Here is a 19072-nt window from a genome sequence, read left to right on the forward strand (position 1 = left end):
AGCCGCCGGCTCAGGCTGAGGGCGCTGCCTCATGTGTGCGCGGCACGACGCGATAACACGGGTTGTAGGCCGTCCCCGGCAGCTTCATGCGCCCCTGCGCGACGAAGGAAGCGAGCAGGGCGTCCATCGGGCCCATGATCTCCGGATCGCCGTGGATCTCGAACGGACCGTGCTGCTCGATCTCGCGGATGCCGTCGTTCTTGACGTTGCCGGCGACCACGCCGGAGAACGCGCGGCGCAGATCGGCCGCGAGCAGGTGCTTCGGCTCGCCGCGATGCAGCCTGAGGCGCCGCATGTTCGCGTGCGTCGGCCGGAAGGGCTGCTGGAACTCGTGTTCGATGCGCAGCAGCCAGTTGAAGTAATAGGCGTCGCGATGTTCCTTGCGGAAGGCGCGCACCCTGCAGATGCCGCCGTGGATCTCGCGCGCGACCGCCGCCGGATCGTCGATGATGATGCGGTAACGGCTGCGTGCCTCGTCGCCCAGCGTCTCGCCGATGAAGCTGTCGATGCGGTGGAAGTATTCCCCGGTATGCTTCGGCCCGGTGAATACCAGCGGGAAGGGCTGGGCGGCATTGGCCGGATGCAGCAGGATGCCCAGCACGTAGAGGATCTCCTCGGCCGTGCCGACGCCGCCGGGGAACACGACGAAGCCGTGGCCCGCGCGCACGAAAGCCTCCAGGCGCTTTTCCACGTCAGGCAGGATAACGAGGTCATTGACGATGGGGTTGGGCGATTCGGCCGCGATGATCCCGGGCTCGGTGAAGCCGAGATAGCGCGGCTTGCCGATGCGCTGCTTGGCGTGTCCGATCGTCGCGCCCTTCATCGGCCCCTTCATCGCTCCCGGGCCGCAGCCGGTGCAGATGTCCAGCCCGCGCAGCCCCATCTCGTAGCCGACGCGCTTGGTGTAGTCGTACTCCTCGCGGCTGATCGAATGGCCGCCCCAGCACACCGCGACGCTGGGCTGCATCACCGGCTGCACGATCCCGGCGTTGCGCAGGATGTGGAAAACGGCGTCGGTGATGCCCTCGGAGGAGCCCAGTTCGAATCGCCCGCCTGCCGCGTCACCGGGTTCGCCATTCGCATAGACCACGTCGCGCAGCACCGCGAACAGGTGTTCCTGGATGCCGCGGATCATCTGCCCGTCGACGAAGGCGCTCGCCGGCGCGTTACGGATGTCCAGCTTGATGCCGCGCGAGCGCTGGATGATCTCGATGTCGAAGTCCGGGTAGCGGGCGAGGAGCTCCTTGCCGTCGTCGAGCGGATTGCCGCAGTTGAGCACCGCGAGGGCGCAATTGCGGAAAATTTCCCGCAGTCCGCCCTGACCCTGGCTCGAAAGACGTGCAGCTTCCGTGCGCGACAGCACCTCCATGCGCCCGGTGGGCGAAACCTGGGCGTCGACGACGGGGAATCTTGCGGCAGAAGGCTGGCTCATGGGATGGGATCTCGTGCTCTGGGTTGGCCGGTCGCGCGGGGCTGTGGCTCCCGCCCGCCGGTCCGGAACCGTGCATGGTATTCGTGTCGGGCGTTGAATGCATGCCGGCAACGCCGGCTGTGCTTCCGCGGTCCGTCCGCGTCAGCGGCGGATGTCGAGGTGCACGACCAGGTTTGCCTCGTGTGTGCGCCAGCGCAGCGGGAGTCAGATCGTCGGCGAGCTGCAGAGGCGCACGTTGCGCGTGTTGCTCAGCGTTACCGCGGCGTCGATTGCGGCCCGGTCCGGCGTAGCCGAGGCAAGAAGCGCGATCGCCGCGCTCCGGAGCGGTTGCCACTGCCGATCGAGCTTGTCCGCGAGTTCGAGCGCAGGACCGTCCTGCGAGTCCGCCGCAAACGCCTGCACCTCGGCAAGGGCCTGGTCGAAGGCCTGGTAGGCCTCCGAGATCTGCGCCTGGCTCGTCTGCACCGGCTCGTCCGCAGCCGATTCATGCGAAAGTGTGAGCACGGCCTTGGCGAGCTGCTGCGAGTAGCCGCGCAGCTTGCCGCCCTCGTTGATGCTCTTCGCGTCGCGTTCGACGTTCTGCAGCAGGACGTAGTTGAGCGTATAGACGCCGACGCTCACGAGAAAGAAGGCGGCGACGGCAAACACGAGCACACGGTATTTGCCGAGCAGGGACGAGAGCAGCAAGGGCATCCGGGGCGACCGAGGGAGTGGGGCAGAGGCCGCGGAGGCTACCTTTCAGGTGTTACATTTTTGCGTCAATGTGCGAAAAGGGCCAAAGGACGGGGCTGTGCAAGAATATTTCATCGGCGCGTTAAAGATTTTACGGTCGGGCGCCGATAAATATGCTTGTAGCGTTCCTTTGCATCCCGGTAATATCTACTTACAAGTTCCACGCTCGATGCTGCAGTCCGCTACTGCGATCGACATACAGTGAAAGATCCGATGTCAGTAAATCCGTCCTGGAAGCAGTTCACCATCGAGCGCCTGGCACGCGAGATCGGCGTTTTGGGCGAAATCATCGTCGATGATGTCCTTTTCGATCTCGGATTCGAGGACGGCGAACTGCCGCCCCGACAGCTGATGACATTCCTCGCCCGCCTGCAGCGCGAGCTCCCGGAAACCGTCGATCGCGAGGCGATCATCCAGGAACTCGTGGCCGGACTCCTCTCAACTCCAAATTCCTGACCGTCATGACCATCCGAAACAAGCTGATCCTCGGTTTTTCCGTGCTGCTCGCGTTCATCCTCGTTCAGGGTGCCGCCAGCTTCTTCTACGGTTCGCGCACGCAGGGCCTCGTGGACACGGCCGTGAACCGGAACTTCATCGCGGCGACGGAAATCACCGACCTCCTCGCGTCGGCGCAACAGCTGCGGCGTCAGGAAAAGGAATACCTGATCTACGTCGGCAACGTCGATGGGCGCAATGCGGTGCTCAAGGACTGGAACGCCACGCATGCCCGCATCCTGGGCCAGATCGAAGCAATGGTCGCCAACAGCAGGGGTATCTACTTGCCCGCCGACAGTGGCGCCTTCACGCAATGGAAGGCCGCGCTGGACGACTACCAGAAGGGCTTTGCCCGCATCATCGAAGGCTTCAGCTACGACGTCACGATGCTCGACGAAGGTGAAACCGCCGGCGGTTCGCAGACCTACAACAAGGCGGTGCGTGCCAACGAGGAGCTGCGCCCGGCGGTCGATCGCTTCGACAACGTCCTGATTCAAGGCGCTACGAAGATGGCGCGCGCCCGTGCCGACGAATCGGCCCAAGCCTATCAGGCCATCCGCAGCAACTTCGACGTGGTCGATTACGTGAACATCGGCTTTGCCGTCGCGGGCCTGCTGCTGGCCGGTGCCCTGCTGGCAACGATCCCTGCGTCGATCACCCGGCCGCTCGACTCGTTGATCGAATCGGCCGACAAGATGAGCCTCGGTGACCTTGGCAAGAAGTTCGAGGCCGGCGGAGTCAAGGACTTCGAGCGGCTTGCCGCTTCGCTGGAGCGCATGCGTGTGACGATGGAAGCCATGATCGTCCGCCTCAAGGCGCGTTCCCGCTGAGAACAGACACCTGATCACACGAATCGGCTTCAACCGGCAACTCTTGAAACAAGGAACTACCATGCGTATCGCTCTTCGCCCGCTGCTCCTCGCCCTGACCCTGGGAACCGCCCTGGCGCTGCCTGCTCACGCGCAGCAGTCGGCTTCGGGCGCCGTCGCGACCAAGGCGGCCGCACGCACCGCCGCGGCCAAGCCCGCCGCGGAAGATCTCGTCGCCGGGGATTACGTGATCGACGTGGCACACTCGCACGTCTATTTCTTCATTTCGCACCTTGGCGTCAGCCGTTTCATGGGCCGTTTCGACGACATCAAGGGGACCTTCATGATCGGGCAGAAGCCGACCGACAGCGCGGTCAGCGCGACGGTGTCCGTGTCCAGCGTCAATACCAAGCACCAGAAGCTCGAAGATCACCTGAGGAGCCCCGATTTCTTCGATGCCGCGCAGTTCCCGACCATGACCTTCGAGTCGACGCGGGTGCGCTGGAACAACCGCGGCGAAGGCGTCCTGTCGGGCAACCTGACGATCCACGGCGTCACCAAGCCGGTCGATTTCGACCTGAAGCTGACGGGCGCAGGGAAGGGGCCGCGCGGCGATACCCGTGCCGGATTCGAAAGCACGGCCACGATCAAGCGCAGCGACTTCGGCATGAACTACGGTCTGCCGCGCGTCGTCGGCGACACCGTCGAGATCGCCCTGTCGATCGAAGGCATCCGCCAGTAAGCATCCGCTGCAGAGGCGGCCCCGGAAGGCCGTCTTCGCAGTGTGCCGTATCGCATTCGGCCCTGCCATCCGGCGGGGCCGATGTCTTTTCTGCGGGGCTCGGCCGCGGCTCGGCGCGGAATTGATGCTCAGTACTGGCTTTTCAGTTCTTCCGCGACGAGCTGTTTGAGCTGCTCGTAGCCGAAGCTGGGCATAGGGCGTCCGTTTACGAAGAATTCCGGCGTCTTCGTCACGTTGAGCGCGCGTGCGTCGGCCAGATCCTGCCTGACGATCGCGTCGATCGCCGGGTCGGCCATGTCGGTCTTCAGCTTCGCAATGTCCAGGCCGATGCCGTTGATGAAGTTCCACACCATGTCGGGCTGCGGGTCGTGGTGCGACGCCCAGTTCGGCTGCGCCGCAAACAGCGCTTCCAGCGTTTCCCAGAATTTGCCCTGGAGTTTCGCCGCCGCCAGCAGCTTCACGACCTGCTCCGAGCCGTCGTGGAACGGCGCGTAGCGCACGCTGACGCGGATCTGCCCGGGCGCTGCAGCCATCAGCTGCTTTACGTACGGGTAGAAATCGCGGCAGGTTTCGCAGGCCGGATCGAGGAATTCGACGATGTGCACGCGCGCATCGGCCTCGCCCAGCGACGGCGAATGTACGCGCACGAGTGCGGAACGGTTCTGCTCGGCGACCTCGTCGCGTTGAGCGCTCTTCTCCGAATCATGGACGAGCGTCGCGGTGGCGAACACCCCCACCATCAATGCGGCGGCGATGCCGAAAATGTACTTCTGGTTCATCTGGACATCCTGTGTTAAGCAAAAAGGGATCCCGCCGGCGACACTTCGCACGTTCAGCTTTCATAGGAGATCAGGACGACGTCGGCAGCCTGTTCGCGCAGCGGGATCAGGGCCTGATAGACGGGCGAATTGAACCAGCCGTTGAGCGAATCGATGTCGGGGAAGCGCAGCACCACGGTATCCGTGTGCGCATGCTCGCCGCCCAGCACGGTCACGCGCTTGCCGCGCAGCACCAGCTCCCCGCCCCAGCCCTCCAGCGTGCCGGGTACCCGCGAACGGTATTGGTCCCACTTGGCGGGATCCTTGATCGTGATGTGGCCGATGACGTAGGCAGGGGCTTTCTGTCTCATCAGATGTCCTGGAGGCTGGAGAGCGAGAGGCGCCGCGCGGCAATGCTTCGACGGATCTGAATGTCGGGGCGGAAAGGCGCGAATTATATCCGAGTCATAGGGGCGCCTTTGGTTCCGCGTCCATGACGTGCGTGGCCACGCGGTCGGGGGCGGTGTGATGTCTTCCGGCAAGAGCTCTTATGGCCGAACAACATGGTTGATAGCGGGCTTTATAGCGTATCTGGTTATATTGAAATAAGGTTTTATGCGTTGCCACGCACCCAGTCATGGGCTATCGTCAAGGCCTTTCCTGTTCATCGCTCGCTATTGGATTCCGCATGAAAAAACTGACCAGCCTGTTGCTCGCAGCCGGACTTGCCTTCGCAAGCGGAGCCTTTGCCCAGTCCAATCTGCTCAACGTTTCCTACGATGTGGCGCGCGACGTTTACAAGGATTTCAACCCGCTGTTCCAGAAGCACTGGAAGGAAAAGACCGGCGAGACCGTCGAACTGCGCCAGTCGCACGGCGGTTCGTCGAAGCAGGCCCGCGCGGTGGCCGACGGCCTCGAGGCCGACGTCGTGACGATGAACCAGGCCACCGACGTCGATTTCCTCGCCGAGAAGGGCCTCGTCGCGAAGGATTACCCGAAGAAGTTCCCCGACAACGCCTCGCCCTACACTTCGACGATGGTGTTCATCGTGCGCAAGGGCAACCCGAAGGCGATCAAGGACTGGAACGACATCGCCAAGCCGGGCATCCAGCTGATCATCCCGCATCCGAAGAACACCGGTAACGGCCGCTACTCGTATCTCGCCGCATGGGGTTACGCGCTGAAGCAGCCCGGTGGCAACGACAAGACCGCGCAGGAGTTCGTCGGCCAGCTGCTCAGGAACGCGCCGCTGTTCGGCTCGGGCGGCCGCGATGCGACGACCACGTTCATGCAGCGCAAGATCGGCGACGTGCTCGTCACCTTCGAGTCCGAGGCCGAACTGATCGCCAGGGAATTCGGACGTGGCGAGTTCGAGGTGGTGTATCCGAGCATCTCCATCCTGGCCGAATTCCCGGTTGCGATCGTAGACAAGGTTGTCGACAAGAAGGGCACGCGCAAGGTGGCGCAGGCCTACCTGGAATATCTGTGGTCGAAGGAAGGGCAGGAAAACGCGGCGGCGAACTACCTGCGCCCGCGTGATGCAGAAGTGCTGAAGAAGCACGCGGCAGCGTTCCCGCCGATCAAGACATTTACCGTGGATGAGGTGTTCGGCGGCTGGAGCAAGGCGGCATCCGCCCACTTCAAGGATGGCGGCAGCTTCGACCAGATCTACGTTCAGAAGTAAGATCCGGGGTTTTTCTCGCGCAGCGGCCCCATCGCGGGCCGCTGCGCCTTTCGATTTCCACGACAGACGGTTCCGACTTCGACATGTTTCCCGCTCCCGCCAAACGGGATGGCGTATTGCCCGGCTTCAGGCTGGGGCTGGGCTATACGCTGACCTACCTGACCCTGCTGGTACTGATCCCGCTCGGCGGCATGATCCTCATGACCGGCAAGCTGAGCTGGGGCAGTTTCTGGGACATCGCGACCGCCGAGCGTGCGCTGGCCTCGTATCGGGTCACCTTCGGTGCATCCCTTTTCGCGGCGGTCGTGAATGCCGTGTTCGGGCTGATCGTCGCGTGGGTGCTGGTGCGCTACCCGTTCCCCGGCAAGCGCTTCGTCGACGCCCTCGTCGATCTGCCCTTCGCGCTGCCGACCGCGGTGGCAGGCATCACGCTCGCGACGCTGTACGCGGAGAACGGCTGGGTCGGACAGTTCCTCGCCAAGCTCGGCATCAAGGTCGCCTTCACGCCGCTGGGCATCGTCGTCGCGCTGATCTTCGTGACGCTGCCTTTCGTCGTCCGCACGCTGCAGCCGGTGATCGAGGACATCGAGGCCGAGGTCGAGGAGGCCGCTGCGTCGCTGGGCGCGACGCGCTGGCAGACCTTCGCCCGGGTGCTGCTGCCGGGCATCTTCCCGGCCTGGCTGACGGGCTTCACGCTCGCATTCTCGCGTGCGATCGGCGAATTCGGCTCGGTGATCTTCATCGCCGGCAACATGCCGCTGATCTCCGAGATCACGCCCCTGCTGATCATCTCCAAGCTCGAGCAGTACGACCTGGTCGGCGCAACCGCGCTCGCGGTCGTGATGCTGGTGATCTCCTTCGTGATGTTGCTCGTGATCAACCTGCTGCAGTGGTGGGCGGCCAACCGCCACGCGAAGGGCAGTGACGCCGAACCCGCCGAAGCGCTCGCGCCCGGCGCACTGGTAGAGGCCCGGCCATGACAGTACGCCGTGCCACCGCGGAGCCGCGCTGGGTCCGCCTGCTGCTGACGGGCGTCGCCCTCGGCTTCCTGTTCCTGTTCCTCGTGCTGCCGCTGATCGCGGTCTTCTGGGAAGCTTTCGCGCAGGGTGCGCAGGCCTACTGGGAGGCGCTGAAGGACTCCGAAGCCCGTTCCGCGATGCTGCTGACGCTGACGATCGCCGCGGTCGTGCTGCCCTTCAACATCGCCTTCGGCGTCGCCGCGGCGTGGGCGATCGCGAAGTTCGAATTCCGCGGCAAAAGCCTGCTCACGACGCTGATCGACCTGCCGTTCGCGGTGTCGCCGGTCGTCGCCGGCCTGATCTTCATCATCCTGTTCGGCGCACAGGGCTTCTTCGGCTCCTGGCTCGCCGCGAACGACGTCAAGATCATCTTCGCGCTGCCCGGCATGGTGCTCGCGACGCTGTTCGTGACCTTCCCCTTCGTCGCGCGCGAACTGATCCCGTTGATGCAGGCGCAGGGGCGCGACGAGGAAGAGGCAGCGATCTCGCTCGGCGCCTCCGGCTGGCAGATGTTCTGGCGCGTGACGGTGCCGAACATCAAATGGGGCCTGATGTACGGCGTGATCCTCGCGAACGCGCGCGCAATGGGCGAATTCGGCGCCGTGAGCGTCGTCTCCGGCCACATCCGCGGCGAAACCAACACGCTGCCGCTGCACGTCGAGATCCTCTACAACGAATACAACCAGATCGGGGCCTTCGCCGCGGCGACCGTCCTCGCCTTCCTTGGCCTCGTGACGCTGGTCGCGAAGACCGTCGTCGAGTGGCGCATGCGCAAGGAAACCGAGATGCTGACCGCCGATCTGCCGCCCGAAAAAACCGAACAGCCGCCCGTCGTGGCCACGGAAAGCTCATGAGCATCGAAATCCGCAACATCTGCAAGCGCTTCGGCAACTTCGTCGCGCTCGACAATCTCTCCCTCGACATCCCGACCGGCGAACTGGTCGCGCTGCTGGGCCCCTCAGGCTGCGGCAAGACGACGCTGCTGCGCATCATCGCGGGCATGGAGACGCCTGATTCGGGTTCGGTGCTGTTCGGTGGCCAGGAAGCGACGCACGTGCACGCACGCGACCGCCAGGTCGGCTTCGTGTTCCAGCATTACGCGTTGTTCCGCCACATGTCGGTGTTCGAGAACGTCGCCTTCGGCCTGCGGGTGCGCCCGCGCAAGGATCGCCCGAGCGAGGCGGAAATCCGCGAGCGCGTGATGGGCCTGTTGAAGCTCGTGCAGCTCGACTGGCTCGCGCAGCGTTACCCGTCGCAGCTTTCGGGCGGCCAGCGCCAGCGCATCGCGCTCGCCCGGGCGCTGGCGGTCGAACCCAAGGTGCTGCTGCTCGACGAGCCCTTCGGCGCGCTCGACACCAAGGTGCGCAAGGAACTGCGCCGCTGGTTGCGCCGCCTGCACGACGAGATGCACATCTCCTCGGTATTCGTGACGCACGACCAGGAAGAGGCGCTCGAGGTCGCCGACCGCGTCGTCGTGATGAACCGCGGCCACATCGAGCAGATCGGTTCGCCCGACGAGGTCTATTCCAGCCCCGCGTCGCCTTTCGTCTATCAGTTTCTCGGCAACGTGAACGTCTTTCACAGCCGCCTGCATGGCGCCTGGGCGGAAGTCGAGCGGGAAGGGGAGGCGCCGGCTGCGGGGTCGATCGCCTTCGTGCGCCCGCACGACATCGAACTCGACGTGGCGCCCCTCGCGGGCGGCATGACGGCGGGGGTGCTCCACGTACATCGCATCGGGCCGCTGGTGCGCGTCGAACTCGAGCACGATGGCGAGACGATCGAGGTCGAGCTGACGCGCGAGCGCGCGGCGAGCCTGGACCTGCCGGTCGGCAAGACCGTGTGGATCAAGCCGCGGCAGGCCAAGGTGTTTGCCGCGGAAGCCGCCCCCCCGGCCGGAAAGCAGCCTTTTCTGTTCTGATCCCCATGCCGGGGTCTGCTAACTCGTCAGCCCCTGCGCGATGGCAACGATGTAGACCGCGTACAGTGCGAGCAGCACGACGCCCCTGCGTCGGCTGATGAAGCCGCTGCGGGGCGGCCAGGTCACGGCGACGGCGACCAGGCCGCAGACGAGCGCGACCATCACCTCGCGCCAGCCGATGGCGATCGGGTGGATCACCGCGGCGATCGGGACGATGAGCAGGCCGTTGAAGATGTTGCTGCCGAGGATCGTGCCCAGGCTCACCTCGTCGTGGCCGCGCAGTTTGGCGATGACGGTGGTCGCCAGTTCCGGGGTGGAGGTGCCGATGGCTACGAGTGTCGCGCCGATGATGAATTCGTCGATGCCGTAGCTGGCTGCGATGCCCTTGGCGGCGACAACGATGATGTTGCCGGCCAGCACGAGAAATCCCAGTCCGACTACGCCGGATGCAAGCGCCTTACCGACACGCGGGGCGCCCATCACGGACTCAGCCGCGCTGCGCTGGCGCCGCGCCTCCATCACCGCAGCACTGAGCCATGCGGCGAAGAGGGCCAGCATCAGGAGCCCGTCGACGCGTGACAGCACGCCGTCCAGGAACAGCACCCCGGTAACCACGGGCACCAGCAGCGCGACTGGAAAGTCGCGCCTGACACTGTCGCGGGGACTCTGAATGCCGGCGATCACCAACGCCAGCGCAAGGACCAGCGCGATGTTCACGACGTTGCTGCCCAGCGCGTCGCCGAGCGCGATCTCGGGGGTTCCGGCGAGCGCGGAATTCACCGACACCGACAGTTCCGGACTGGATGTGGCAAAGGCGGCGACGGTGGCGCCGATGATGCCGGGAGAGATGCGCGCCCAGTGTGCGAGGCCGACGGCGCCGCGCACGAACAGTTCTCCGCCGATGCCCGCGGCAGCTACGCCCGCGAGCAGGCCCACGTAGTCGTTCATCGAATTGGTGCCCGCGTCATGGGCACCAAGATACCGGAATCGGCTGCTAATCGGCGAGATCGAGCTGTGGGTTCCACACCACTTCCCACAGGTGGCCGTCCGGATCGGCAAAATAGCCCGCGTAACCGCCCCAGAACGTGTCGCCGGCCTGCTTGACGATGCGCGCGCCGGCCTGCCGGGCCTGGGACATGACCGCATCGACGTCCTGTCTCGAGGCAACGTTGTGCCCCAGTGAGCACTCGGTGGAAGAAGGGGCGCCGGCGGGCAGCCCCGTATCGTGCACGAGGCTGGTCCGCGGCCAGAGCGCCAGCTTGACGCCGTGCTGAAGGTCGAAGAACGCGACGGCGCCATGTTCGAACTCGGTACCGATGATGCCTTCCGTCGGCAGGCCGAGCCCGTCGCGGTAAAAGCGTAGCGCGCGTTCGAGATCGTCGACTGCGAGGGTCAGGACTGTCAGTCGGGGTTTCATGTTTCCCACCTGTGACTTCGCGGTCTATGTGGCTCAGCGCGCGGCGCTCTTGTCGCGGATCAGTTCGGCAACGCGTGCGCCCTCCCGGGTGTCGAGCCGGGTTGCCAGTGTGAGTGCGGTTTCGCCCTTGCGCGTGCTCGCGAAGATGTTCGCTCCGCGTTCGGCCAGCAGCTCGGCGATGTCGACGACCCCGCCCGACAGGGACAGGAGGAAGGGCGTGTTGCCCAGCGGGTCGCGTACGTTCACCTGTGCGCCGCGGAGGATGAGCGCTTCGGCAATGCTGCGGTAGCCCTCGGTCGGCTTGCCGCAGGCGACGAGGAGTGGAGTGAGGCCCAGCCCGTCGCGCGCGTTCACGTCCGCGCCGGCGTTCACGAGGATGCTTGCGATCACGGTGAAGCCGCGCTTCAGTGCGAAGAGAAGGGGGGGCGTGCCGTCCACGTCGATACCGTGGATGCAGAATCTGGCCCGCACGAAGAGGTCGACGAGCTCGCGATCGCCGGTGCGCAAGGCGGCAAGGAAGGCCTCCCGGTCGACCGTGATGCCGCGCTCGGCGAGTTCCTGCACCGCATGTTCGCGGCGCTCTGCTTGGCGGAAGGTCTCCAGTTCGCGGAATTCGCGCAACGTGATGATGTCTGCGAGCACCAGGGGCGGGAAGCCCTGTCGGCCGCCGCGCTTGTCGATCAGCAGATCGCTGAAGTAGTCGTGGATTTCGGGCGTGTCCCACAGGAACTCGATGCGCGTGAGGATGCGGTCGAATTTCTCTTCGAGATGGATCGGGTACTTGTCGCCAAGGCACTCGAAGAGGGGATGTTTCATGGGTGAGCGTCCCGTTGCCGGTTGTTCGCGATTTGCGGCCGACGTGCGAACGCGGGGCGGGCTGTGCATCGCTGAGGTCGTGCTACAAGGTTGCGAGAATCGTTTGCATTCTCGCATACCTGCGATGAAGCGGCACCCGGACGATGGGAAGCGCACGAACCTTCGTAGCACGAACTTTCGTAGGGCGGGAGGAGCGCAGCGCATCCCGCCAATCCAGCCGCGTCGAAGGCATTTCCAAGCGCCATGGCGGGATCCGCCTTCGGCTCCTCCCGCCCTACGGATCCGTGCCTCTGGCGTAGTGCCGCCGTCCGTGCGTTCAGTGCCCCTTGAGCTTCATCACGCCAAGCGCATCCATGACGATCTTCTCGTAGATCGGTTCGGATTTGCCCTTGCGCAGCTTGTACATGAAGTATTTCTCGAAGGCGACCTTGGCGAGGTGCACCCACTTGCCTTCGGAGAACCAGTTGACGTTGCGTGGCGGAATCTGCGGCAGGGCGATGAATGCGGCACCGGAACTGCCGAAGTCCGCGAGGCACACGGCATTCCAGGTCGCCTTTTCGGTCGGTTCGCGCCCGTCGAGCGCGGCGCGGATGTTCTTCGCGGTGGCGGTGACCATGGATTCGATCATGAAGCCGGTCTTGGGGGTGCCGATCGGCACCGGGGTCGCCTCGACGGGCGGGATCGCGACGCACACGCCGACGGCGAAGACGTTCGGATAGGCCGGATTGCGCTGGTAGGCGTCGATGGGGACGAAACCGCGCGGGTTGCTCAGGCCTTCGACACCCAGGACGGCATCGACGCCCTTGAAGGCCGGCAGCATCATCGAGTAACGGAACGGCAACTCGTGCTCCTTCTTCGGTTTGCCGTCCTCGTCGTGCTCGGTCACGAACATCCTGCCGTCCTCGACCCGTGTCACCTTGGCGTTGCAGATCCATTTGATGTGCCGGTCGCGGAACATCGACTCGAGCATGCCCCTGGAGTCGCCGACGCCACCCAACCCCAGATGCCCGATGTAGGGTTCCGAGGTCACGAAAGTCATCGGGACGCGGTCGCGCAGCTTGCGCTTGCGCAGGTCGGTTTCCATGATGAATGCGAACTCGTAGGCCGGTCCGAAGCAGGAGGCACCCTGGACCGCCCCGACGACGATGGGGCCGGGATCGGCGATGAAGTCCGACCACACGTCCGCGGCTGCCGTGGCGTGGTCGACGTGGCAGATCGACTGCGTATGCCCCGCCGGACCGAGACCCGGGATCTCCTCGAAGGCGAGCCGTGGTCCGGTTGCGATCACGAGGTAGTCGTAGTCGACGAAGCTGCCGTCGGCGAGCTCGACCTGGTTGCGACCGGGATGCACGCGCGCCGCGGCCTGCTGGATGAAGCGGACCTTGCGCGCGGCAAGCAGCGGGGCTATCTCGAGTTCGATTTCGTCACGCTTGCGCCAGTTGACGGCCACCCACGGGTTGGACGGCACGAAGTGGAAGGTCGCGGTATTTGCGATTACCGTCACCTCGTCCCCGGGGCGCGCGTGCTGTTTCATCTCATAGGCCATCGGCATGCCGCCGATGCCGGCTCCGATGATTACGATGTGAGCCATGTGTCTCCTCCGTTTGTCGATTGCGTGCGCCCGCTTACCGGGTCTGTCGGCGGTGGAGGGAGACCGAGAGGACGGCCTCGCTCCGACTGCATCGCTGCGCCTGAAGGCTGTCAACGTGCACGACCGATAGTAACATTAGAATAGTCTAATGTTTTGATCTGTGACGCGGGTTACATGGAGGAGGGATGGGGCAGGCAAGCGGAAATACGGGGCCTGGCACAACCAGGGGCGCCAGCGTCGAAGTCGTCGCCTCGCGCCCGCAGTCCGGCCTCGCGAATGCAAGGCCCGGACGCGAATCCGTGTGGGATCAGGCTTTCACGGCTTCCAGCAGCTCCCTGACGCCCTGCACGCGTTGCTTCAGGTTCGGCAGGCTCGCCTTGCGGATCAGGCGATCGGGGCCGGACATCTTCGTGCTGCGGTCCTTCTGGATCAGCATGATGACCTTGACCGGGTCGATCGGCGGGTTGGGGCCGAACTGCACGCTGATCTGCGCGTCGCTGGCGTCGAGCTTGGCGACGCCGAAGGGTTTCACGAGCAGGCGCAGGCGGTGCGATTCGATCAGGGCCTGGGTCTGCGGCGGCAGTTCGCCGAAGCGGTCGATCAGCTCTTCCTGCAAGCTGCGCAGCTCGTCGTCGGCCTCGCAGTTGGCGAGGCGCTTGTAGAGCGTCAGGCGCTCCTGCACGTCGGGGCAGTAATTGTTGGGCAGCAGCGCGGGCGTGTGGAGGTTGATTTCCGACACGACTTCCAGCGGCTGGCTGAGGTCGGGTTCCTTGCCGGCCTGCAGGTCGCGCACGGCGCGCTTGAGCATCTCGGTGTACAGGCTGAAGCCGACCTGCTGGATCTCGCCGGACTGGTTTTCGCCGAGCACCTCGCCCGCGCCGCGGATCTCCAGATCGTGCATCGCGAGGTAGAAGCCGGAACCGAGCTCCTCCATCATCGTGATCGCCTCGAGGCGCTTTTGCGCCAGTGCCGTCGGCTTCGCGTGGGCGTCCGTCAGCAGGTAGGCGTAGGCCTGGTGATGGCTGCGGCCGACGCGACCGCGCAGCTGGTGCAGCTGGGCGAGGCCGAAGCGGTCGGCGCGGTTGATGATGATGGTGTTGGCAGTCGGGATGTTGATGCCGGTCTCGATGATGGTCGTGCACAGCAGCAGGTTGGCGCGCTGCGCGGTGAAGTCGCGCATGACCCGTTCGAGCTCGCGTTCGGGCAGCTGGCCGTGGCCGACGACGATGCGCGCCTCGGGCAGCAGCTCCGCGAGGTCGTCGCGCACGTTCTCGATCGTCTCGACCTCGTTGTGCAGGAAATACACCTGGCCGCCGCGCTTGAACTCGCGCAGCACCGCTTCGCGCACGATGCCCTTGCTGTGGCGCTGCACGAAGGTCTTGATCGCGAGGCGCTTCTGCGGTGCCGTGGCGATCACAGAGAACTCGCGCAGGCCTTCGAGCGCGAGGCCCAGCGTGCGCGGGATCGGCGTCGCGGTGAGGGTCAGGATGTCGATTTCGCTGCGCAGCGCCTTCAACGACTCCTTCTGGCGCACGCCGAAGCGGTGTTCCTCGTCGATGATGACGAGTCCCAGGCGCTTGAACTGGACGTCCTTCTGCAGCAGGCGGTGCGTGCCGATGATGATGTCGACCTTGCCTTCGCCGAGCTGCTTCAGGGCTTCGGTCTGTTCCTTGGCGCTCTTGAAGCGCGACAGTTCGGCGATGCGGATCGGGAAGTCGGCGAAGCGGTCGGAGAAGGTCTGGTAGTGCTGTTCGGCCAGCAGCGTGGTCGGCGTCAGCACGACGACCTGCTTGCCGTCCGCAACCGCAATGAAGGCCGCGCGCAGGGCGACTTCGGTCTTGCCGAAGCCGACGTCGCCGCACACGAGGCGGTCCATCGGCCGGCCGGACTTCATGTCGGCGATGACGGCGTCGATCGCGCCCTGCTGGTCGGGCGTGGTCTCGAAGCCGAAGCCTTCGGCGAAGGCGTCGAGGTCGTGCTGCTTGAAGTCGAAGCGATGGCCGGCCCGGGCCGCGCGCTGTGCGTACAGGGCCAGCAGTTCGGCCGCCGTGTCGCGCACCTGCATCGCGGCCTTCTTCTTCGCTTTCTCCCACTGGCCGGAGCCGAGGCGGTGCAGTTCGACCGCTTCCGGGTCGGCGCCGGCGTAGCGCGAGATCACGTGCAGCTGCGCGACCGGGACGTAGAGCTTGTCGCCGTTGGCGTACTCCAGGTCGAGGAACTCGGTCTGCCCCTCGCCGAGGTCCATGTGGATCAGGCCGAGGTAGCGGCCGATGCCGTGCGATTCATGCACGACGGGGTCGCCCGGCCTCAGCTCGGAGAGGTCGCGCAGCCAGCCTTCCATCGTCGCCGCCTTGCGTGCGTCGCGGCGGACGCGCGTGCGCGTGGTCGCGGCGTACAGCTCGGACTCGGTGACGATCGCGATCTTCGCGTCGGGCAGCAGGAAGCCGGTCGCGAGCGGGCCGACGCCCAGCGCGAGCGGCTCGGCGGATTCGACAAAACCCGTGAAGTCCGCGCTCGCGGCGGGCTTCAGGCCATACTCGCCGAAGAACTCCGAGATCGTCTCGCGCCGGCCCGGCGCGTCGGCCAGCACCAGCACCCGACCGCCGCTTCCGGCCCAGTCGCCTTCGAGGAAAGCCTTGAGGCGGTGCAGCGGATCGGTCGCCTTGCGCTCGACGGACAAGTCGGGAAGCGTCGCCGCGGCGGCTTCGGCGCCGGCATCCGGCGCGGCGATGTGGACGCGCGGGCGATCCTTGAGCGCGGCGTAGAAGGATTCCTGCCCGAGGAACAGCGCTTCCGGCGGTAGCACCGGACGCGTGCGGTCGCCCTTGAGGAAGTCGTAGCGCGAGCGCGTGTCGCGCCAGAACTCGTCGATCGCGGTGGGAACGTCGCGGTGCAGGACCACCGCGGCCTCGGCCGGCAGGTAGTCGAAGAGGGTCGCCGTGTCGTCGAAGAACAGCGGCAGGAAGTACTCGATGCCCGCCGGGGCGATGCCGTTCGACACGTCCTTATACAGCGACACGCGCGAAGGATCGCCTTCGAAAGTCTCGCGGAAGCGGCTGCGGAAGTGCGTGCGCCCCTTCTCGTCCATGGGGAACTCGCGCGCCGGCAGCAGGCGGATTTCAGGCACGGGATAGACGGTGCGCTGCGTGTCCGGATCGAAGGTCTTGATGTTTTCGACTTCGTCGTCGAAGAGGTCGATGCGGAAGGGCAGGGCCGCGCCCATCGGATAGAGGTCGACGAGACCGCCGCGCACGGAGAACTCGCCGGGGCTGACGACCTGCGTGACGTGGGTGTAGCCGGCGACCGCCATCTGGTTGCGCAGCTGGTCGACGTCGAGCTTCGCACCCTGCTTCAGGAAGAAGGTGTAGGCCGCGAGGAAGGCGGGCGGCGCCATGCGGTACAGCGCCGTCGAGGCCGGCACGAGGACGATGTCGGCCTCGCCGCGGCCCACCGCGTAGAGCGTCGACAGCCGCTCTGAGATCAGGTCCTGGTGGGGCGAGAAGCTCTCGTACGGGAGGGTTTCCCAGTCGGGCAGCAGGTGGGTGCGCAAGCCCGGCGCGATCCATGCGATTTCGTCCTGCAGCCGCTGGGCGTCGAGCGGGTTGGCCGTCACCAGCAGGAGGCAGCGGCCGCGCGACGCGAGCTGGGCGACCGCGACCGCGTCGGCAGAGCCGGCGAGGGGGGGGAGGTCGAGGCGTGCGCCGGGTTTTGGAAAGGCGAGGGAGGCGAGTTGCGGAATCAGGGCGTCGAGCGGTCGGGACATCTGGCTGTTGCGGTCGGGCCGCTAACGGACGGGGAGGTAGGGGGGGGAATTATAGGGGATGCGGCGGCGGCGATTGCTCCGCAGATCCTCCGGACGTCGGCGCAGCCGCGGTACCGTCGTGGATGCGTTGCTCGACGGGGCCGGGTGCGGGCAGCTTGTCGCGCAACCAGGCCGCGGCGAGTTGGCCGAAGTGTTCTATCGCTCCGGGTTCCCGGAATTCGTCCGACGCCCCCGGGAGCACGTGCCAGTCGTGCGGGCAGCGCAGGTGTTCGCAGGCCTGACGGATCGTTCCCGCGTGCGGGTCGTCGCTGCCGACCACCATGCGCAGCGGGACGGCAAGCGTGTTGAGCGGCGTCAGGCCGGCGAGATCGGGCCGGCCGGCGCGGCAGACGATCGCGGAGAGTCGGTCGCCGGCTTTCCATCCGGCGCGGATCGCGGCGCCGCTCGCGGTGTCGGAGGCGACCAGACCCACTCCGAGCCCGGCCAGCGGTGGCTGGTGACCGATCCAGTCGAGCGCGGCCACCACCCGGTTGGCCATCTGCGGCACGTTGAAGCGGGCGTCCGGGTCGCGCGCTTCCTCGTAGGCGGTGAGCAGGTTGAGCAGCAGCGTCGCAAATCCGGCCTGCTGCAGTTCGCGCGCAACGCGCAGGTCGCGCGACTGTGCGAACGGGCTGCCGGCCGGACGCAACACCACGGCAAGGCCCTCGACGTCGGGTGCATGGACGAGCTCGCCGCTGAGCCAGACGTGCTCGAAGGGCATGCTGATGTCTGTCGTTCGCAGTTTCACGATTGGGCGGGTCCGGATCAGGGTTTGGCGCGCACGGCGGGCTGCCGATGGATGGCGACCGGGATGCGGCGCGAACCGAAGGGTGACGAGAAGGGGCCGAAGCGGCCGGCGAGCGCCGTACCGCAGTTGCGGCAAGCCCCCTTGTCGTCGAGGGCGTAATTCAGGATTTCGTACCAGTCGCGTTCGATGACCGCAGCGCCGCAGTGCGTGCAGCGCGTGATGCCGCCTTCGCGGTCATGCACGTTGCCCGTGTACACATGCTTCAGCCCTTCCGCGAGCGCGATGCGGCGCGAGCGCGCCAGGGTCGTCGGCGGCGTAGGCGGCGTGTCCGTGAGCTTGTAGTCGGGATGGAAGGCGCTGAAATGCAGGGGCACCTCGGGGCCGAGTTCCTTCGCGATCCATTGCGACAGCGCGCGGACCTCGTCCTCCGAGTCGTTGAGGCCGGGGATCAGCAGCGTCGTGATCTCGACCCACACGTCGCTCTCGTGCACGAGCCACTTCAACGTATCGAGCACCGGCTGCAGGTGCGCGCCGCATTCCTTGACGTAGAACTCGTCCGTGAAGGCCTTGAGGTCGACGTTGGCGGCGTCCATGTGGGCGTAGAAGTCGGGGCGCGCGATCTCGGTGATGTAGCCGGCCGTCACCGCGACGGTCTTCAGTCCCAGCGCATGGCACGCCTTGGCCGTGTCGATCGCGTACTCGGCAAAGATCACCGGGTCGTTGTAGGTGAAGGCGACGCTGCTGCAGCCCCATTCAGCTGCGGTCCGCGCGATCTCCCCGGGGGAGGCGGCGTCCATCAGGCGATCCATGTCGCGGGACTTGGAGATATCCCAGTTCTGGCAGAACTTGCACGCGAGGTTGCAGCCCGCGGTGCCGAACGAGAACACGCTGGTGCCGGGGTAGAAGTGGTTGAGCGGCTTCTTCTCGATCGGATCGATGCAGAAACCCGAGCTCCGCCCATAGGTGGTGAGCACGATCGCATCGCCTTCACGCATGCGCACGAAGCAGGCCCCGCGCTGGTCCGCGTGCAGTCGGCAGTATCGCGGACACAGATCGCACTGGATGCGACCGTCGTCAAGATGATGCCAGTAGCGCGCGGGGTAGTTCAT

At 65.7% G+C, this 19072-nt stretch carries 18 protein-coding genes; 7 read left to right on the forward strand and 11 right to left on the reverse strand.

Annotation, left to right across the window (positions count from 1 at the left end):
• Window positions 1-10 precede the first annotated feature (10 nt).
• Both ppnN and F464_RS0111400 read right to left on the reverse strand, forming a co-directional pair.
• Window positions 11-1432 (reverse strand): nucleotide 5'-monophosphate nucleosidase PpnN, encoded by a 1422-nt coding sequence (gene ppnN / locus F464_RS0111395; RefSeq protein ID WP_018989939.1) that lies wholly within the window; start codon window positions 1430-1432, stop codon window positions 11-13.
• 204 nt (window positions 1433-1636) lie between these two features.
• Window positions 1637-2125 (reverse strand): type IV pili methyl-accepting chemotaxis transducer N-terminal domain-containing protein, encoded by a 489-nt coding sequence (locus tag F464_RS0111400; RefSeq protein WP_018989940.1) that lies wholly within the window; start codon window positions 2123-2125, stop codon window positions 1637-1639.
• Between the two features lie 252 nt (window positions 2126-2377).
• Here F464_RS0111400 and F464_RS0111405 point away from each other — a divergent pair, with 252 nt between their 5' ends.
• From F464_RS0111405 to F464_RS0111415, 3 genes are all read left to right on the forward strand, one after another.
• Window positions 2378-2620 carry a hypothetical protein gene (locus tag F464_RS0111405; protein WP_018989941.1) on the forward strand — a complete coding sequence of 81 codons (243 nt, stop codon included), beginning with the start codon at window positions 2378-2380 and terminating at the stop codon, window positions 2618-2620.
• A 5-nt stretch (window positions 2621-2625) separates the two neighbouring features.
• Window positions 2626-3489, forward strand: a complete 864-nt coding sequence (locus F464_RS0111410; protein WP_018989942.1) for an MCP four helix bundle domain-containing protein — start codon at window positions 2626-2628, stop codon at window positions 3487-3489.
• Between the two features lie 61 nt (window positions 3490-3550).
• A complete protein-coding gene (locus tag F464_RS0111415; protein WP_018989943.1) occupies window positions 3551-4210 on the forward strand; it encodes a YceI family protein in 660 nt (219 codons plus the stop codon).
• 128 nt (window positions 4211-4338) lie between these two features.
• Here the strand turns inward: F464_RS0111415 and F464_RS0111420 are convergent, their stop codons facing one another.
• Together F464_RS0111420 and F464_RS0111425 are read right to left on the reverse strand one after the other, a co-directional pair.
• The gene (locus tag F464_RS0111420) at window positions 4339-4989 is read right to left on the reverse strand and encodes a DsbA family protein (protein ID WP_018989944.1); all 651 of its coding nucleotides are present in this window, start codon (window positions 4987-4989) and stop codon (window positions 4339-4341) included.
• 53 nt (window positions 4990-5042) lie between these two features.
• Window positions 5043-5339 (reverse strand): DUF1330 domain-containing protein, encoded by a 297-nt coding sequence (locus F464_RS0111425; RefSeq protein ID WP_018989945.1) that lies wholly within the window; start codon window positions 5337-5339, stop codon window positions 5043-5045.
• A 317-nt stretch (window positions 5340-5656) separates the two neighbouring features.
• Here F464_RS0111425 and F464_RS0111430 point away from each other — a divergent pair, with 317 nt between their 5' ends.
• The 4 genes from F464_RS0111430 to F464_RS0111445 all read left to right on the forward strand — a co-directional run bounded on the left by F464_RS0111430 (window position 5657) and on the right by F464_RS0111445 (window position 9589).
• Window positions 5657-6652: a sulfate ABC transporter substrate-binding protein gene (locus F464_RS0111430; RefSeq protein WP_018989946.1), complete on the forward strand. Its 996-nt coding sequence runs from the start codon at window positions 5657-5659 to the stop codon at window positions 6650-6652.
• 83 nt (window positions 6653-6735) lie between these two features.
• A complete protein-coding gene (gene cysT / locus F464_RS0111435) occupies window positions 6736-7632 on the forward strand; it encodes a sulfate ABC transporter permease subunit CysT (RefSeq protein WP_026295932.1) in 897 nt (298 codons plus the stop codon).
• Window positions 7629-8525, forward strand: a complete 897-nt coding sequence (cysW, locus tag F464_RS0111440) for a sulfate ABC transporter permease subunit CysW (RefSeq protein ID WP_018989948.1) — start codon at window positions 7629-7631, stop codon at window positions 8523-8525. Before cysT ends, cysW begins: the two co-directional genes overlap by 4 nt.
• A complete protein-coding gene (locus tag F464_RS0111445) occupies window positions 8522-9589 on the forward strand; it encodes a sulfate/molybdate ABC transporter ATP-binding protein (protein ID WP_018989949.1) in 1068 nt (355 codons plus the stop codon). Before cysW ends, F464_RS0111445 begins: the two co-directional genes overlap by 4 nt.
• Before the next feature lie 18 nt (window positions 9590-9607).
• Here the strand turns inward: F464_RS0111445 and F464_RS0111450 are convergent, their stop codons facing one another.
• From F464_RS0111450 to amrS, 7 genes are all read right to left on the reverse strand, one after another.
• Window positions 9608-10537 (reverse strand): calcium/sodium antiporter, encoded by a 930-nt coding sequence (locus tag F464_RS0111450; protein ID WP_018989950.1) that lies wholly within the window; start codon window positions 10535-10537, stop codon window positions 9608-9610.
• 46 nt (window positions 10538-10583) lie between these two features.
• Window positions 10584-11006: a VOC family protein gene (locus tag F464_RS0111455; protein WP_018989951.1), complete on the reverse strand. Its 423-nt coding sequence runs from the start codon at window positions 11004-11006 to the stop codon at window positions 10584-10586.
• 33 nt (window positions 11007-11039) lie between these two features.
• Window positions 11040-11822 carry an ankyrin repeat domain-containing protein gene (locus tag F464_RS0111460; protein ID WP_018989952.1) on the reverse strand — a complete coding sequence of 261 codons (783 nt, stop codon included), beginning with the start codon at window positions 11820-11822 and terminating at the stop codon, window positions 11040-11042.
• A 316-nt stretch (window positions 11823-12138) separates the two neighbouring features.
• A complete protein-coding gene (locus F464_RS0111465; RefSeq protein WP_018989953.1) occupies window positions 12139-13413 on the reverse strand; it encodes an NAD(P)/FAD-dependent oxidoreductase in 1275 nt (424 codons plus the stop codon).
• A gap of 307 nt (window positions 13414-13720) precedes the next feature.
• Window positions 13721-17176: a transcription-repair coupling factor gene (mfd, locus tag F464_RS0111470; protein WP_018989954.1), complete on the reverse strand. Its 3456-nt coding sequence runs from the start codon at window positions 17174-17176 to the stop codon at window positions 13721-13723.
• Between the two features lie 49 nt (window positions 17177-17225).
• Entirely contained in the window at window positions 17226-17963 is a 738-nt protein-coding gene (locus F464_RS28340; RefSeq protein ID WP_157353717.1) for a dienelactone hydrolase family protein, read from the reverse strand.
• Between the two features lie 17 nt (window positions 17964-17980).
• Window positions 17981-19072, reverse strand: a complete 1092-nt coding sequence (gene amrS / locus F464_RS0111480; protein WP_018989956.1) for an AmmeMemoRadiSam system radical SAM enzyme — start codon at window positions 19070-19072, stop codon at window positions 17981-17983.

The sequence above is a fragment of the Aromatoleum toluclasticum ATCC 700605 genome (assembly GCF_000378245.1).
Classification (GTDB): Bacteria; Pseudomonadota; Gammaproteobacteria; order Burkholderiales; family Rhodocyclaceae; genus Aromatoleum; species Aromatoleum toluclasticum.

Coding starts and splice junctions, on each gene's coding strand:
- ppnN (WP_018989939.1), bottom strand. CDS start 1,432: ATGAGCCAGCCTTCTGCCGCAAGATTCCCCGTCGTCGACGCCCAGGTT.
- F464_RS0111400 (WP_018989940.1), bottom strand. CDS start 2,125: ATGCCCTTGCTGCTCTCGTCCCTGCTCGGCAAATACCGTGTGCTCGTG.
- F464_RS0111405 (WP_018989941.1), top strand. CDS start 2,378: ATGTCAGTAAATCCGTCCTGGAAGCAGTTCACCATCGAGCGCCTGGCA.
- F464_RS0111410 (WP_018989942.1), top strand. CDS start 2,626: ATGACCATCCGAAACAAGCTGATCCTCGGTTTTTCCGTGCTGCTCGCG.
- F464_RS0111415 (WP_018989943.1), top strand. CDS start 3,551: ATGCGTATCGCTCTTCGCCCGCTGCTCCTCGCCCTGACCCTGGGAACC.
- F464_RS0111420 (WP_018989944.1), bottom strand. CDS start 4,989: ATGAACCAGAAGTACATTTTCGGCATCGCCGCCGCATTGATGGTGGGG.
- F464_RS0111425 (WP_018989945.1), bottom strand. CDS start 5,339: ATGAGACAGAAAGCCCCTGCCTACGTCATCGGCCACATCACGATCAAG.
- F464_RS0111430 (WP_018989946.1), top strand. CDS start 5,657: ATGAAAAAACTGACCAGCCTGTTGCTCGCAGCCGGACTTGCCTTCGCA.
- cysT (WP_026295932.1), top strand. CDS start 6,736: ATGTTTCCCGCTCCCGCCAAACGGGATGGCGTATTGCCCGGCTTCAGG.
- cysW (WP_018989948.1), top strand. CDS start 7,629: ATGACAGTACGCCGTGCCACCGCGGAGCCGCGCTGGGTCCGCCTGCTG.
- F464_RS0111445 (WP_018989949.1), top strand. CDS start 8,522: ATGAGCATCGAAATCCGCAACATCTGCAAGCGCTTCGGCAACTTCGTC.
- F464_RS0111450 (WP_018989950.1), bottom strand. CDS start 10,537: ATGAACGACTACGTGGGCCTGCTCGCGGGCGTAGCTGCCGCGGGCATC.
- F464_RS0111455 (WP_018989951.1), bottom strand. CDS start 11,006: ATGAAACCCCGACTGACAGTCCTGACCCTCGCAGTCGACGATCTCGAA.
- F464_RS0111460 (WP_018989952.1), bottom strand. CDS start 11,822: ATGAAACATCCCCTCTTCGAGTGCCTTGGCGACAAGTACCCGATCCAT.
- F464_RS0111465 (WP_018989953.1), bottom strand. CDS start 13,413: ATGGCTCACATCGTAATCATCGGAGCCGGCATCGGCGGCATGCCGATG.
- mfd (WP_018989954.1), bottom strand. CDS start 17,176: ATGTCCCGACCGCTCGACGCCCTGATTCCGCAACTCGCCTCCCTCGCC.
- amrS (WP_018989956.1), bottom strand. CDS start 19,072: ATGAACTACCCCGCGCGCTACTGGCATCATCTTGACGACGGTCGCATC.